Source organism: Streptomyces albus subsp. albus, assembly GCF_000725885.1.
In the GTDB taxonomy this organism is placed as follows: domain Bacteria; phylum Actinomycetota; class Actinomycetes; order Streptomycetales; family Streptomycetaceae; genus Streptomyces; species Streptomyces albus.
Map to the genome: position 1 here is coordinate 125,591 of NZ_JODR01000019.1, position 13,967 is coordinate 139,557.

A 13,967-nucleotide genomic window follows, 5' to 3' on the forward strand; every position below is an offset into this window, starting at 1 on the left:
ATCGGCTTCGCACGGTGGGGAGTTGGCCGTTTCCCGAGCGGTGCGAGGTGTTCCGTGTCCGGACTTGTTCGAAGATCTCGAACGGAAGCCAACCTGATTCCGTACCGGTATCCGGCACCTGTAGACGTTGCGGGCGTGGTGGAGGGAGACTCCCGCCCAACGGGCCGGGGTTGATGGTGCCAAAGGGGGCTTGGGGTGCCAGGGGGCTCACAGCATGATCTGAGGGTTCGCAGGGTCGAGGGGTAATGAAGAAGATGGATCGGCGTCGTTTCCTGAGATGGGCTGCTACAGGGGTGGCCGGTGCGGCCGGGGCGACCGCACTGTCCGGCTGCGGCAGCGGTACGGGATCCGGCGATGTCACGCTGAAGCTCGTCGCCGCCGACTACGGGAATCCCGGCGCCAACAACAGCTCCAAGATCTACTGGCGGAAACTGGCCGACGCCTTCACCGAGAAGAATCCCGGCATCAAGGTCGACGTCACCGTCCACAGCTGGAACGACATCGGCAAGAAGCTCACCGAGATGGTCGAGAACGGCAACCCGCCGGACATCGCCCAGGTCGACTCGTACGCCGACTGGGCCGCCGAGGGAAAGCTCTACAAGGTCAGCGAACTGCTGCCGATCCCCGTCCAGGCCGAATTCCTCAGCTCCCTCGCGGAAGCGGGCGAGGTACGCCGCGTCCAGTACGGACTGCCCTTCGTCGGCAGCACCCGCGTGCTGTTCTACAACAAGGACCTGTACGCCAAGGCCGGGCTCGACCCGGACGAGCCGCCCAGCAGCTGGGAACAGCTCCAGGTGCACGCGCGCCGGCTCAAGGAGGCGGGCGTCAAGATCCCCTACGGTCTGCCGCTCGGCCCCGAGGAGGCCCAGGGCGAAGCCCTCATGTGGATGCTGGGCAACGGCGGCTCCTACGTGGACAGCGTCGGCAACTACACGCTCAACAGCCCCGAGAACATCGAGACCATGCAGTGGCTGCGCGACAACATGGTCGTCCCCGGCTACACCGAGCCCAACCCCCAGCGGGTGGACCGCCAGAAGCTGTTCGACGCGTTCAGCGCCGGCCAGGTCGGCGTCCTCAACGGCCACCCCACGCTGATGCAGCAGGCCGACCAGAAGAACGTCTCGTACGGCACCGGCAAACTGCCCGGCCGGGACGGCCCCGCCGAGGGCACCCTCGGGGTCGCCGACTGGATGATGGCCTTCCGCAAGAACGGCCACCGCGAGGAGTGCGGCAAGTTCCTCTCCTTCGTCTACGAGGAGAAGAACCACTACGCCTTCGCCTCGCAGTACGGGCTGCTCCCCGTCACCACCAGCGCCTCGGAACGGATGCGCAAGGACAAGCGGCACAAGAAGCTGTGGCCGTTCCTCGACCAGCTCGCCAGCGCCGAGTTCTACCCGGTGGGCAAGGTCTCCTGGGCCGCGACCAATGCCGCACTCAAGGAGACCGTCGGCCAGGCCGCGATGAAGGGCGGCGACCCCAAGAGCGTGCTGACCACGCTCCAGCGCAAGGCGGAGGCCGCCGAGAAGAAGGCCGAGTCCGCGTAGCGGTCCCGCTGTCACCGCTGCCGCGTACCGTTGAACCATGGACGGCACGCGGCAGCACGAGGCGGGAACCGGACCGGCGGGGGCCGGCCCGGCCGAACCCGGTTCGGCCGAGGCGGTCGGCAGCGGGAGCGCCCCGCGCGCGGAGCCGGGGACTGCGGAGTCCGCGGCGTCCGGGGCGTCGGCGGAGGCCGTCGCTGCCGTGGAGCCCGCGGCGGCCGTCGAACCTTCGGTGGTCGGGGAGCCGGACGGGGCCGTGGGGGAGGGCGGCTGCCTGGGGGCCTCACCTGCGGAGTCCGGGGCGGGCGTCGGGGCCGGGGGCGGGCCGGTGCTCACGGACGAGGACCGGGCCGTGCTCGACTTCGCGGGGCGTGGCTGGCCCTCGCCCGGTGAGAAGGAACGGGCCGTCCGGGAACGGCTCGGCATGTCGCCCGTCCGTTACTACCAGTACCTCAACGCCCTGCTCGACGACCCGGAGGCGCTGCGGTACGCGCCCGTGACGGTCAACCGGCTGCGCCGCGTCCGTCAGGCCAACCGCGACCGTACGCGGTGACGGGGCGCCCGCCTGGTTAAGGTGCGGCCATGCCGACACAGCCGCACCCGGATCTGCCCCGGCCCCGGACGGAGGAGGGCCGCGCGGGACTCGCCGCCCTCCTCGCCGACCCCGCGCGGGCGGTGCTCGCGCTGGACTTCGACGGGACGCTGGCGCCCATCGTCGCCGACCCGCGCCAGGCGCGGGCCCATCCGGAGGCGGTGCCCGCGCTCGCCCGGCTCGCGCCCCGGCTGGCGGGCATCGTCGTGATCACGGGACGCCCCGCCGCCGACGCCGTACGGTTCGGCGGCTTCGCGGGCGCCGCTGGTCTGGAAGGGCTCACCGTGCTCGGTGCCTACGGGGCCGAGCGGTGGGACGCCGGGGACGGGACGGTCCGGGCGCCCGAACCGCCTCCCGGGGTCGCCGCCGTACGGGCCGAACTGCCCCGACTGCTCGAACGGCTGGGAGCCCCCGAGGGCACCTGGACGGAGGACAAGGGCAGGGCGCTCGCGGTGCACACCCGGCGTGCCGCCTCCCCCGACGAGGCGCTCGAACTGCTGCGCGCCCCGCTGTACGCCCTCGCTAAGGAGCACGGGCTCATGGTGGAGCCCGGGCGGATGGTGCTGGAGCTGCGCCCGCCGGGTGCCGACAAGGGCGCGGCCCTGACCGGTTACGTCCAGGAGAAGAGCGCCACGGCGGTGGTCTACGGCGGGGACGACCGCGGGGACCTGCCCGCGTACGACGCCGTGGCCGCGCTCCGCGCGCAGGGCACGGCCGGACTGCTCGTCTACAGCGCGCCGGAGGCCGGCACCGAGACGGTGCCGGCGCTCGCGGAGCGTGCCGACCTCACCCTGTCCGGCCCGGCCGGTCTGACCGGCTGGCTGCACCGGCTCGCGGACAGCCTCTGAGGTGGGCCGGGGCCGTCAGGAGCCGAGTGCTTCGAGCTGGTCGAGGAGCCAGCGGGTGGGGGGATGGGCGGTGGCGGTCCCGGCGAGGCGGCGGGAGCGGGCCTCGCGGTCGGCGGGGTCCATCTCCAGGGCGGCGTGCAGTGCGCGGGCCGTCTCCCGCACGTCGTACGGGTTGACGGAGAAGGCGTCGGCGGCCATCTCCTCGTGGGCGCCGGCCTCCCGCGAGAGCACCAGCGCGCAGCCCTCCTCGGAGACGACGGGGATCTCCTTGGCGACCAGGTTCATCCCGTCGCGGATGGGGTTGACCAGGGCGACGTCCGCCATGCGGTAGGCCGCGAGGGAGCGGGCGAAGTCGTCCTTGACGTGGAGGACGACGGGCGTCCAGTCGCCCGTGCCGAACTCGGCGTTGATCTCGTCGGCGACCCGGCCGACCTCCGCCGTGTAGTCGCGGTACAGGGCGAGGTCCTGCCGGGAGGGGTAGGCGAACGCGATGTGCACGACGTGTTCGCGCCACTCGGGGTGGTCGGTCAGCAGGCGCCGGTAGGCGTGCAGTCCGCGCACGATGTTCTTGGACAGCTCCGTGCGGTCGACGCGGACGATGGTGCGGCGCGGAGTGCCGTCGGGGGCGGTCCCCACCTGCTCGCGCAACTGCGTCATGCGGTCGGCGACGTCGTCGCGGTGCGCGCGCTCGCGCAGGAAGTCGCCGTCGGCGCCGAGCGGGTGCACGCCGATGCGGGTGGTGCGGCCCTCATGGGTGACGGACAGCGACGAGCCCTCACCGGTGACGGTGGCGCCGAGCACCTGCGCGCAGCAGTCGGCGAACAGCCGGGCCCAGCGGGCGGTGAGGAACGCGGCGCGGTCGGCGCCGAGCATGCCCCGCAGGACGTCGCGGGCGACCGCGTCGGGCAGCAGCCGGAAGTAGTCGGCGGGCGCCCAGGGGGTGTGGGAGAAGTGGCCGATGCGCAGATCGGGGCGGCGTTCGCGGAGCAGGCCGGGCACCAGGGTGAGGTGGTAGTCCTGCACCAGCACGGTGGCGCCGGGCGCGGCCTCCTGGGCCAGTGCGTCGGCGAACGCGGTGTTGTACGCCTCGTACTGCTCCCACTGCCGTGTGAAGTCCTCGTCGAACACGGGATCGAGCGGGGTCTGGTACAGCATGTGGTGGGTGAACCACAGCACCGAGTTGGCGATGCCCTGGTAGGCCGCCTCGAAGGTGGCGGCGGGGATGTCGAGCATCCGCACCGTCTGGCCGCCGGTCTGCGCGCGGTCCAGACGGCCCTCCGCACGGCGGGCGGCCTCCCGGTCGCCCGGGCCGAGCGCCGCGCACACCCACACCGCGTCCGCCTCCGGCCCGATGGCCGACAGCCCGGAGACGAGACCGCCGCCACCGCGTTTGGCGGTGAGCGAGCCGTCCTCCTCCAGCGTGTACGAGACGGGCCCCCGGTTGGAGGCGACCAGCACGCGGGCCGGTCCTTCTGGCGAAGTGACTCCCTGTGACGGTGTTCCAGCGACCATGGGCCGAGCCTAGCCGCGACCGAATTGGCTCAAACGTACGCGTGGCCGCCCAACCACCTATGGCCGCCGAACACGGACACACCACGGGACGGCCCGCGTGTGCGGACCGTCCTGCCGGGGCACCCGCACCCGCCGCGTCACCGCCCCGGCGCGCCGCCACCGGGCGTTGCCGTCACGAAGGGCCCTCCCGGCACTCCGCCCGGGAGGGGCCCCTTTCGCTGTTTCACCCTGGTGCGCCGCTCACGCCGCCACCCGGCGCTGCCCGTACTCGGGCACCGTGCACATGGGCGGGCGCTCCTCGGCGTCCACCAGGTGCCCCCGCGGGACGAAGGAGCCCGAGCCGTCCCGCTCGAACTGGGTCAGCGGAGTCACCCCGGACCGGCCGTCCAGCAGGGCGGGGCCGTCCTCGCCGTCCGGTTCGGGGGTGCGGCCGATGCGCCGCTCGGCCGCCGCCATGATGGCGGTGGCCATCCGGCCCAGCGCCAGCCCGTCCTGGTTGCGGTGCAGCCGTACGCCCACGTCGACCTGGGCCAGCGCGTCCAGCCCGACCAGATCGAGCGCGTCCACCAGCAGCGCCAGCTCCACGCCGTAGCCGACCGGGAACGGCAGCCGCTCCAGCAGCGAGCGCCGCGCCGCGTACTCGCCGCCCAGCGGCTGCACCAGTCCCGCGAGCCGCGGCCAGTGCAGGTTGAGCAGCGGACGTGCCACCAATTCGGTGACCCGGCCGCCGCCGGCCGGGCTGTCCCGCAGCGGACGGTCGTACATGGCCTTGACCAGCTGGACGTCGGGCTCCGTCAGCAGCGGGCCGACGATGCCGGTGACGAAGTCGGGGGAGAACTCCCGCAGGTCGGCGTCGACGAAACAGATGATGTCGCCCCTGGTCACCATCAGTGACCGCCACAGCACCTCGCCCTTGCCCGCCCGGGTCGGCACCCGGGGCAGCACGTCGTCGCGGTGCACGACCCGGGCCCCGGCCGCCTCGGCGACCTGCGCCGTGCGGTCGGTGGAGCCCGAGTTCATCACGATCACCTCGTCCACCAGCGAGGTTCCCGTGGCGGGGTGCGGTGTGGCCAGCTCCCGGCGGATCACCGAGACGATGTCGCCGACGGTGGCCTCCTCGTTCAGCGCGGGCAGCACCACACTGACCGTGGCACCCGTGCGTCGTTTGGCGGCCAGCAGTGCCTCCAGCGGCCGGTCGGCGGCGCGCCAGGAACGGCGTCGCAGCCATTCGCCCACTTCATCGAGCACGTGTGCGCCTTCCCGTAGTCCGACTGGGGGTGACGGACGGTCCCCGACTGTGCCATCTCGCCGATCGGACGTCCCTCTCAAGCGTGACCGCCGTCGGTTACAGTCTTGAACAACGCAGGTGGCCTCCGCATCTCGGGGGCCCTCGCGTCACATGCCCGAGCGGCCTGCCGGCCGCCCGGTGCCCATAGTGCAGCTCATCCAGAGGGGCAGAGGGAACGGCCCGTTGAAGCCCCGGCAACCATCCCGCGATCCGCGTGTACGCGGAATCTCCAGGCGAGACCGCCTCGTGGGGACGGTGCCAATTCCGGCCCGTGACGAGATACGGCACGGGGAAGATGAGGAGAAAGGGCCTCGCCTACATGGCTGTGCAAACAGTTGCAGCGAACAGCACCCCCGGCACCAGCGGTGACTCCCCCTACGATCTCGGCGCGGCCGTCGCCCTCTCCTGTCGCGAGTGCGGCACCCGCACCCCGCTCGGCCCCAGCTTCGTGTGCCTGGAGTGCTTCGGTCCGCTGGAGGTCGCCTACGAACTGCCGACCGGGGACCCGGAGGGGCTGCGCAAGCGCATCGAGGCCGGGCCCGCCTCGATGTGGCGGTACGCCCCGCTGCTGCCGGTGCCCGCCGACGTCGCCGCCGGGCCGAACCTCAACCCCGGCTTCACCCAGCTGGTCAAGGCGGACCGGCTCGCCGCCGAACTCGGCGTGACCGGCGGTCTGTACGTCAAGGACGACTCCGGCAACCCGACCCACTCCTTCAAGGACCGTCCGGTCGCCATCGCGCTTCAGGCCGCCCGCGCCTTCGGCTTCACCACGCTCTCCTGCTCCTCCACCGGCAACCTGGCCGGTGCCGTGGGGGCCGCCGCCGCCCGCGCGGGGCTGCGCTCCTGCGTGTTCATCCCCGACGGGCTGGAGCAGTCCAAGGTCGTGATGGCCGCCGTCTACGGCGGTGACCTGGTGGCCATCGACGGCACGTACGACGACGTCAACCGCTTCTGCTCGGAGCTCATCGGCGACCCGCTGGGCGAGGGCTGGGGCTTCACCAACGTCAACCTGCGGCCGTTCTACGCCGAGGGCTCCAAGACCCTGGCGTACGAGATCTGCGAACAGCTCGGCTGGCGCCTGCCCGACCAGATCGTCATCCCCGTCGCCTCCGGCTGCCAGCTCGTCAAGATCGACAAGGGGCTGCGGGAGCTGATCCGGCTGGGGCTCGTCGAGGACAAGCCGTTCCGGATCTTCGCGGCCCAGGCCGAGGGCTGCTCCCCGGTCTCCCGCGCCTTCAAGGACGGGACGAACGCGGTCCGCCCGGTCAAGCGGCCCGACACCGTCGCCAAGTCCCTCGCCATCGGCGACCCGGCCGACGGGCCGTACGTCATCGACATCTGCAAGCGGACGGGCGGTGCCGTCGAGGACGTCGACGACGAGCAGATCGTCGACGCGATGAAGCTGCTGGCGCGGACGGAGGGCGTGTTCGCGGAGACGGCGGGCGGTGTCACGCTGGGCGTGACGCGCAAGCTGATCGAGTCCGGGGCCATCGACCCGGCCCTGACGACCGTCGTGCTCAACACGGGTGACGGGCTCAAGACGCTCGACGCGGTCGCGCCGACGGCGCGGCCCACCGCGGTGATCCGCCCCAGCCTCGACGCGTTCCGCGACGCGGGCCTCGCCTGACCCCTGCCGCCGAGGCCCCGGGCGGGGCCTCACCCCACGTGAGGAAGATCGACATGAGTGTGAACGTCCGGATCCCGACCATCCTGCGTACCTACACCGGCGGCGCGTCGGAGGTCACGGCGGAGGGGGCGACCCTCGCCGAGGTCCTCGCCGACCTGGAGAAGAACCACGCCGGCATCAGCGCCCGTGTGCTGGACGACACCGGCAAGCTGCGCCGCTTCGTGAACGTCTACGTCAACGACGACGACGTCCGCTTCGAGCAGGGCCTGGAGACCCCGACGCCGGACGGCGCCGGCGTCTCCATCATCCCGGCGGTGGCCGGCGGCTGACCTGCCCCGAACCCCTGCGGAATCGCCCCTCCCCGGCCGCACGGGGAGGGGCGATTCCGCGTTCCGGAAGGCGGTAGAGTGACGGATGTTCCCCGGGATTCCCCGCGCTGCGGCTGCGAACAGGACAGCCGCGCTTGCCGGTTGCATATGAATACGCGCCAAGAGCGCGACAAGTTGGCGTGGATCAGTGCGGAAAGCCGTGTGCCAATTGTCGTGAAGATCCCGTATGCCCGGCCCGACTTGCCCTGATAGCACCGGAGTTGAGCTGATTTTCCCGATCAGCCGTGCCAAGAATTCCCGTCCGATTGCCCTGTTGCAGAGGGCGTCCGTGCAGATACATTCAGCGGCGGTCGACGCGTTCCGGCGCACGCCCCCGCTCGCTCGTGGGGGTGAGGTCTGACCCGGGTTCGCGAAGTGCGGGCTCGTGCAAGGGCCAGTAATAGGGGAGTTAGGAATGGCTCAGGGCACCGTCAAGTGGTTCAACGCGGAGAAGGGGTACGGCTTCATCGCGGTCGACGGTGGTGCGGACGTGTTCGTCCACTACAGCGCGATCCAGATGGACGGGTACCGCACTCTCGACGAAGGACAGCGGGTCGAGTTCGAGATCTCGCAGGGTCAGAAGGGGCCGCAGGCGGACATGGTCCGCGTGACCGGCTGAGTGCTGCCGGACTGCGCGACGGCGCAGACCTCGAACAGAGAGGGGCCGCACCCCATGAGGGGGGCGGCCCCTCTCTGACGTCCCGGGGGTGGGTCCGGGCCCCCGGGAGGCCGGCTCTCCGAGGGGCCGGGTCATCGGGTCCGGGGCTCCCGGCCCGGAGCTTCGGTGTCCGCTCTCCCCGTTCGGGGCGGGCGGCCCCCGGGTGCGCGCGGGGAGGGGTGTGGGCCCTGGAAGGGGACGCCTCGTCCCGGTGGGCCGGGGTGGGGTCCGCGAGAGGGCACCCTTCCGGCGGGGCGGAGCCCTGTGTGCCGGGCGCCGGACCCGGCTCCCGGTGTCCGGCCGTCGTCGGCTCGTCCCTGTGTCACCCCGTCGAGAGACGCCCCCGGTGCCGCTTGCACTCGCCATGCCCGAGTGCTAATCATTGGGTTAGCACTCTACGAGTGAGAGTGACAGACAAGGACCGGGTCGGTGAGGTCCGCGGGCCGGGTGGGGAAGGAACCGCCGGGTCGCAGGCCGTCCGTCGCGGGCGCCACGCGGTCCGGAGAAATCCAACCCTCCCCTTGCGTCGGGCATGGGGGAATCCAGGGAGGACCAACCCACATGGCCAAGATCATCGCCTTTGACGAGGAGGCGCGGCGCGGTCTTGAGCGTGGCATGAACCAGCTTGCCGACGCCGTCAAGGTCACGCTCGGCCCGAAGGGCCGCAACGTCGTTCTGGAGAAGAAGTGGGGCGCCCCCACCATCACCAACGACGGTGTCTCCATCGCCAAGGAGATCGAGCTCGAGGACTCCTACGAGAAGATCGGCGCGGAGCTGGTCAAGGAGGTCGCCAAGAAGACGGACGACGTCGCCGGTGACGGCACGACGACCGCGACCGTCCTGGCCCAGGCGCTGGTCCGCGAGGGTCTGCGCAACGTCGCCGCGGGCGCCAACCCGATGGCCCTCAAGCGCGGTATCGAGCAGGCCACCGAGGCTGTCTCCGCTGCCCTGCTGGAGCAGGCCAAGGACATCGAGACCAAGGAGCAGATCGCCTCCACCGCCTCGATCTCCGCCGGCGACATCCAGATCGGTGAGCTGATCGCCGAGGCCATGGACAAGGTCGGCAAGGAAGGCGTCATCACCGTCGAGGAGTCGCAGACCTTCGGTCTCGAGCTGGAGCTCACCGAGGGCATGCGCTTCGACAAGGGCTACATCTCCGCCTACTTCGCCACCGACATGGAGCGCATGGAGGCGGAGCTCGAGGACCCGTACATCCTCATCGTCAACTCCAAGGTCAGCAACGTGAAGGACCTCCTTCCGCTGCTGGAGAAGGTCATGCAGTCGGGCAAGCCGCTGCTGATCATCGCCGAGGACGTCGAGGGCGAGGCCCTGTCCACCCTGGTGGTCAACAAGATCCGCGGCACCTTCAAGTCCGTCGCCGTCAAGGCCCCGGGCTTCGGCGACCGCCGCAAGGCCATGCTGGGCGACATCGCCATCCTCACCGGCGGCCAGGTCATCTCCGAGGAGGTCGGCCTCAAGCTGGAGAACGCCACCCTCGACCTGCTGGGCCGCGCCCGCAAGGTGGTCATCACCAAGGACGAGACCACCATCGTCGACGGTGCCGGTGACAGCGAGCAGGTCGCGGGCCGCGTCAACCAGATCCGCGCCGAGATCGAGAACAGCGACTCGGACTACGACCGCGAGAAGCTCCAGGAGCGTCTGGCGAAGCTGGCCGGCGGCGTGGCCGTCATCAAGGCCGGTGCCGCCACCGAGGTCGAGCTCAAGGAGCGCAAGCACCGCATCGAGGACGCTGTCCGCAACGCGAAGGCGGCCGTCGAGGAGGGCATCGTCGCCGGCGGTGGCGTGGCCCTGCTCCAGGCGTCCTCGGTCTTCGAGAAGCTGGAGCTGGAGGGCGACGAGGCCACCGGTGCCGCCGCCGTCAAGCTGGCCCTGGAGGCCCCGCTCAAGCAGATCGCGGTCAACGCCGGCCTTGAGGGCGGCGTCATCGTGGAGAAGGTGCGCAACCTGACCCCGGGCCACGGTCTGAACGCGGCCACCGGCGAGTACGTCGACATGATCGCCGAGGGCATCCTCGACCCGGCCAAGGTGACGCGCTCCGCGCTGCAGAACGCCGCCTCCATCGCGGCGCTCTTCCTCACCACCGAGGCCGTCATCGCCGACAAGCCGGAGAAGGCCGCCGCGGGCGCCGACGCCGCGGGTGCCGGCGGCATGGGCGGCATGGACTTCTGATCGGCCGGTCAGGTCCACACCGCTGACGCGGTACCGTCCGCGAAGGCAGTCGAGGGCGGGCACTCCCACCGGGGGTGCCCGCCCTTCGCCGTGCCGGGGCCCGGGGGCGGGCGCGGGGGGCGGGGGCCCCGGGGCCCGTTCGGCTCACAGGCCGAAGAACGGCAGGCACGGCTCCAGACCGGTGAGGGTGACCGGCACAGTGCGGCGGGCCTCCCAGTCGGCGCGGTCGAGGCGGAAGCGGTACTGGGTACGGGCCCTGCCCTGCACGGCGACGGTCTCCCTGCCGTCCACGTGATAGCCGAGCTTCTCGGATACCCGGCGCGAGCGCGGGTTGTCCGTCATGGCGGCCGAGGTGACGCTGAGCGCGCCGAGCCCCGCGAAGGCCAGATGCAGCATCGCCGCCCGCATCTCCGTGCCGAAGCCCTGGTTCTGGTGGGCGGCGCCGAGCCAGGAGCCCGTCCGGGCCTCCCTCACGACCCCGAAGTCGTCCGCAATCAGGTCGTGGCGGCCGATCACCGTGCCCTGGTGGAGCACGGCCGTGCTCAGCGTCCAGGCCTCGGGCCGCCACTGCGCGACGGTGCCCAGGACGTGCTGGAAGCAGCCGCGGGCGCGCTCCGCGGGCGGGGCGGCCGTCCAGGGGATGCTGAACGGCATGTCGGCCTCGTCGTGCACCGGGCCGGCGGCCAGCCGGGACAGTGCGTCGAGCGTCGGCCCGTCGGGAAGTCGCAGCTCCAGGCGGGGTGTTGTCAGTCTCAGCCCGTAGAGGGGCCATACCTCGGCTTCCATGACGGGAGGATGCCGGAGCGGCCCCGCGCGGTCGAACGGATTATGGACGTGGGCGGGGCGGTCGCCGGGTCGCGGGGAGTGCCGGTCTTCAGGGCTGTCCGCTCAAGCGGGCCACCCTGTCGAGGATGGCGGCGAGACCGCTCTCGAACAGCTCGTCCAGGCGCAGGTCGTAGCCGCCGTCGGCCAGCGCCTCCAGCACCCGGGCGAAGGCCGGGTACGCACCGGAGGCGGTGAGCTGGGCAAGGGTGCCCTCCTGCCGGTCCAGCCATTCCTGTTCGGACAGACCGGTGCTGCTGCGGGCGGCGGTCTCGCGCTCCCACTGGACGGCCAGCCCTTGGACGTGGCTGTAGAAGAGCACGTTCACATCGAGCATGGTGGCCGGTGACAGCCCGCGGCCCTCCAGGGCGCTGAGCATCCACTCCGAGTACGCGATCAGATTGGGCAGCAGCAGGGGGCGGGTCAGCGGACCGATCTGGGCCAGCCACGGGTGGTCCCGGTGCCGGCGCCACAGCCACCGGGCGCCCAGCTCCAGGCGGGCCCGCCAGCCGTCGGGGGCGTCCGCCGGGGCGGGCAGCGGATGATCGCCCAGGACGGTGTCCGCCATCATCAGCAGCAGGTCGTCCTTGCTGTTCACATACCGGTACGGGGCCATCGTGGCGGTGCCGAGCCGGGCGGCGACGCTCCGCATCGAGAGAGCGGAGATCCCTTCGGCGTCGGCGAGTGCGACGGCGGCCCGCACGATGCGCTCCCGGGTCAGCTCGCCCCCGCCCGTGGCCCCGGTCCCCGGTTCCGGTTCCGGCGCCCGGTTCCTGCGGGGTGCCGCCGTCCGGCTGCGCGGGGCCGCGACGACGGTGCCCACCCGTGGCCGGGCCTCGACCAGCCCGTCCTGGCGCAGAGCGGTGAGGGCCTTGGTGGCGGTGGCCAGCGCGACGTTCCACTCCCGGGCGAGCTGCCGGGTGGAGGGCACCCGGTCGCCCGGGGAGAGCTCGCCGGAGGTGATGCGCCGGCGCAGGGCGTCCGCGATCCGCGCATACGGGGGAGTGACGTCGGTCACAGGGGGCCTCCTGGCTGGGGCTGTACTAGGACAGAGGCTAACAGCGCGAAAGCGGGGCGGCGGGGTGGTCGTCGGAGGCTCCTGTCCTAGCGCAGTCGCGGAGTTGAAGGGTGCCCGCAGCTGCGCGTACGGCGTACATTCACGGCTCGGGAGGTGTGCACCGCCTCCGCGTACGCCGTACACAAGGAGTCCTCCGTGAAGACTGTCCTCATTTCCGGCGCGAGCGTCGCCGGCCTCGCCCTCGCCCAGCGGCTGCACGCCCACGGCTACGCGCCCACCGTCGTCGAGCGTGCCCCCGCCGTACGCCGCGGCGGACACGCCATCGACGTACGCGGCGCCGCCCTCACCGTCCTGGACCGGATGGGCCTCCTCGACGGGGCCCGCCGGGCCCGCACCCGCACACGCGGCATGTCGATGCTCGACGGCGACGGCAACGAACTGTGGCGCTCGACCGAGATGACCTATAGCGCCGGCCGGCTGGACAGCGACGACATCGAACTGCTCCGCGAGGACCTGACGGCCCTGCTCCACCGGAACGCCGATGCCCACACCACCTTCCTCTTCGGCGACGCCATCGCCGCGCTCGACCAGGCGCCGGACGGAGTGCACGTCACCTTCGCCGGCGGCGCGCGCCGCACCTACGACTACGTCGTCGGCGCCGACGGGCTGCACTCCGGCGTCCGCCGCCTGGTCTTCGGCCCCGACGCGCACCACCTGCGCCACCTCGGCTCCTACGTGGCCGTCTTCACCGCTGACAACTTCCTCGGCCTCCGGGACTGGCAGATCTGGTGCCAGGGCGAGACCGCCACCTACTGCGTGTATCCGGCACGCGACAACACGGAGCTGCGCGTCACCCTCGGCTTCCGCTCGGAGCCGCTCGACCACGACCACCGCGACACCGCAGCGCACAAAGCCCTTCTCGCCGCACGTCTGGAGTCCCTGGGGGGCGACACGCCCAAGCTGCTCGACGCCATGCGGACCGCCCTCGACTTCTACTTCGACGCCATGGCCCAGGTGCACATGGACCGGTGGTCCCGGGGGCGCGTCGCCCTCGTCGGCGACGCGGGATACTGCGCCTCGCCGCTGTCCGGCCAGGGCACCAGCCTCGCCCTCGCGGGGGCCTACGTCCTGGCCGAGGAACTGGGCCGCTCCGCCGACCCGGCAACGGCCCTGCCCCGCTACGAGGAGCGCATGCGGCCCTACGTGGAGTCCAACCAGGCCCTCGCCACCGAGAACCCCGGCGAGGGTCCCTCCGAGGAGTCCCTGGAGCGGGCCAAGAACGCCCTCGTGCTGGGCGAAATGTGAGGGCGCCCATAGGGGACAGGTCACATACGACCTCGTGTCGTATGTCCGGTATGCCGGGATCGGGGGTGGGGGTGGGGCGGTTTCCCGTATCGGACATAACGGACTATGCGGGGTCGTAGGTCACATGTTTGCGGGGGTGGGGAGCCGGTTCCCAGGGTGGGTGCCAGGTCGCGAGGAGACCGGGCAACGGCCCGCCGC

General features: G+C 71.7%; 12 protein-coding genes and 1 riboswitch. Of the genes, 8 read left to right on the forward strand and 4 right to left on the reverse strand.

Translation table 11 applies throughout. The annotated features are described in order from the left end of the window. Positions 1-245: 245 nt before the first annotated feature. From IO40_RS0122890 to otsB, 3 genes are read left to right on the forward strand one after another with little or no spacing between them, the layout of a single operon-like run. Positions 246-1,544 (forward strand): extracellular solute-binding protein, encoded by a 1,299-nt coding sequence (locus IO40_RS0122890; RefSeq protein WP_016472370.1) that lies wholly within the window; start codon positions 246-248, stop codon positions 1,542-1,544. Positions 1,545-1,581: 37 nt separating this feature from the next. After that, the gene (locus IO40_RS39870; protein WP_016472371.1) at positions 1,582-2,094 is read left to right on the forward strand and encodes a DUF3263 domain-containing protein; all 513 of its coding nucleotides are present in this window, start codon (positions 1,582-1,584) and stop codon (positions 2,092-2,094) included. 29 nt (positions 2,095-2,123) lie between these two features. After that, positions 2,124-2,981, forward strand: a complete 858-nt coding sequence (gene otsB / locus IO40_RS0122900; protein ID WP_016472372.1) for a trehalose-phosphatase — start codon at positions 2,124-2,126, stop codon at positions 2,979-2,981. A 15-nt stretch (positions 2,982-2,996) separates the two neighbouring features. Here otsB and IO40_RS0122905 read toward each other — a convergent pair whose 3' ends face one another. Further along, positions 2,997-4,493, reverse strand: a complete 1,497-nt coding sequence (locus tag IO40_RS0122905) for an alpha,alpha-trehalose-phosphate synthase (UDP-forming) (RefSeq protein WP_041968779.1) — start codon at positions 4,491-4,493, stop codon at positions 2,997-2,999. Between the two features lie 240 nt (positions 4,494-4,733). After that, positions 4,734-5,741, reverse strand: a complete 1,008-nt coding sequence (locus IO40_RS0122910; protein ID WP_016472374.1) for a glucosyl-3-phosphoglycerate synthase — start codon at positions 5,739-5,741, stop codon at positions 4,734-4,736. A 191-nt stretch (positions 5,742-5,932) separates the two neighbouring features. Continuing rightward, positions 5,933-6,083, forward strand: a riboswitch (SAM riboswitch). Between the two features lie 17 nt (positions 6,084-6,100). On the opposite strand from IO40_RS0122910, the gene thrC reads away from it, so the two are divergent. The 4 genes from thrC (at position 6,101) to groL (ending at position 10,624) form a co-directional block, all read left to right on the forward strand. Continuing rightward, complete coding sequence (gene thrC / locus IO40_RS0122915) at positions 6,101-7,408, forward strand: threonine synthase (protein ID WP_174500690.1); 1,308 nt, start codon at positions 6,101-6,103, stop codon at positions 7,406-7,408. A gap of 53 nt (positions 7,409-7,461) precedes the next feature. Beyond that, positions 7,462-7,737: a MoaD/ThiS family protein gene (locus IO40_RS0122920; RefSeq protein ID WP_016472376.1), complete on the forward strand. Its 276-nt coding sequence runs from the start codon at positions 7,462-7,464 to the stop codon at positions 7,735-7,737. A 454-nt stretch (positions 7,738-8,191) separates the two neighbouring features. Then, on the forward strand, positions 8,192-8,395 hold the full coding sequence (locus IO40_RS0122925) for a cold-shock protein (protein ID WP_016472377.1): 204 nt from the start codon (positions 8,192-8,194) through the stop codon (positions 8,393-8,395). 600 nt (positions 8,396-8,995) lie between these two features. Then, positions 8,996-10,624: a chaperonin GroEL gene (groL, locus tag IO40_RS0122930; protein WP_016472379.1), complete on the forward strand. Its 1,629-nt coding sequence runs from the start codon at positions 8,996-8,998 to the stop codon at positions 10,622-10,624. A gap of 144 nt (positions 10,625-10,768) precedes the next feature. Here the strand turns inward: groL and IO40_RS0122935 are convergent, their stop codons facing one another. Both IO40_RS0122935 and IO40_RS0122940 read right to left on the reverse strand, forming a co-directional pair. Beyond that, positions 10,769-11,410: a GNAT family N-acetyltransferase gene (locus IO40_RS0122935; RefSeq protein WP_031176040.1), complete on the reverse strand. Its 642-nt coding sequence runs from the start codon at positions 11,408-11,410 to the stop codon at positions 10,769-10,771. Between the two features lie 88 nt (positions 11,411-11,498). Continuing rightward, positions 11,499-12,464: a GntR family transcriptional regulator gene (locus IO40_RS0122940; RefSeq protein WP_031176041.1), complete on the reverse strand. Its 966-nt coding sequence runs from the start codon at positions 12,462-12,464 to the stop codon at positions 11,499-11,501. A 195-nt stretch (positions 12,465-12,659) separates the two neighbouring features. Here IO40_RS0122940 and IO40_RS0122945 point away from each other — a divergent pair, with 195 nt between their 5' ends. Beyond that, positions 12,660-13,769, forward strand: coding sequence for an FAD-dependent monooxygenase (locus IO40_RS0122945; RefSeq protein WP_031176042.1), 1,110 nt, complete (start codon positions 12,660-12,662; stop codon positions 13,767-13,769). The last annotated feature ends 198 nt before the right edge of the window (positions 13,770-13,967 follow it).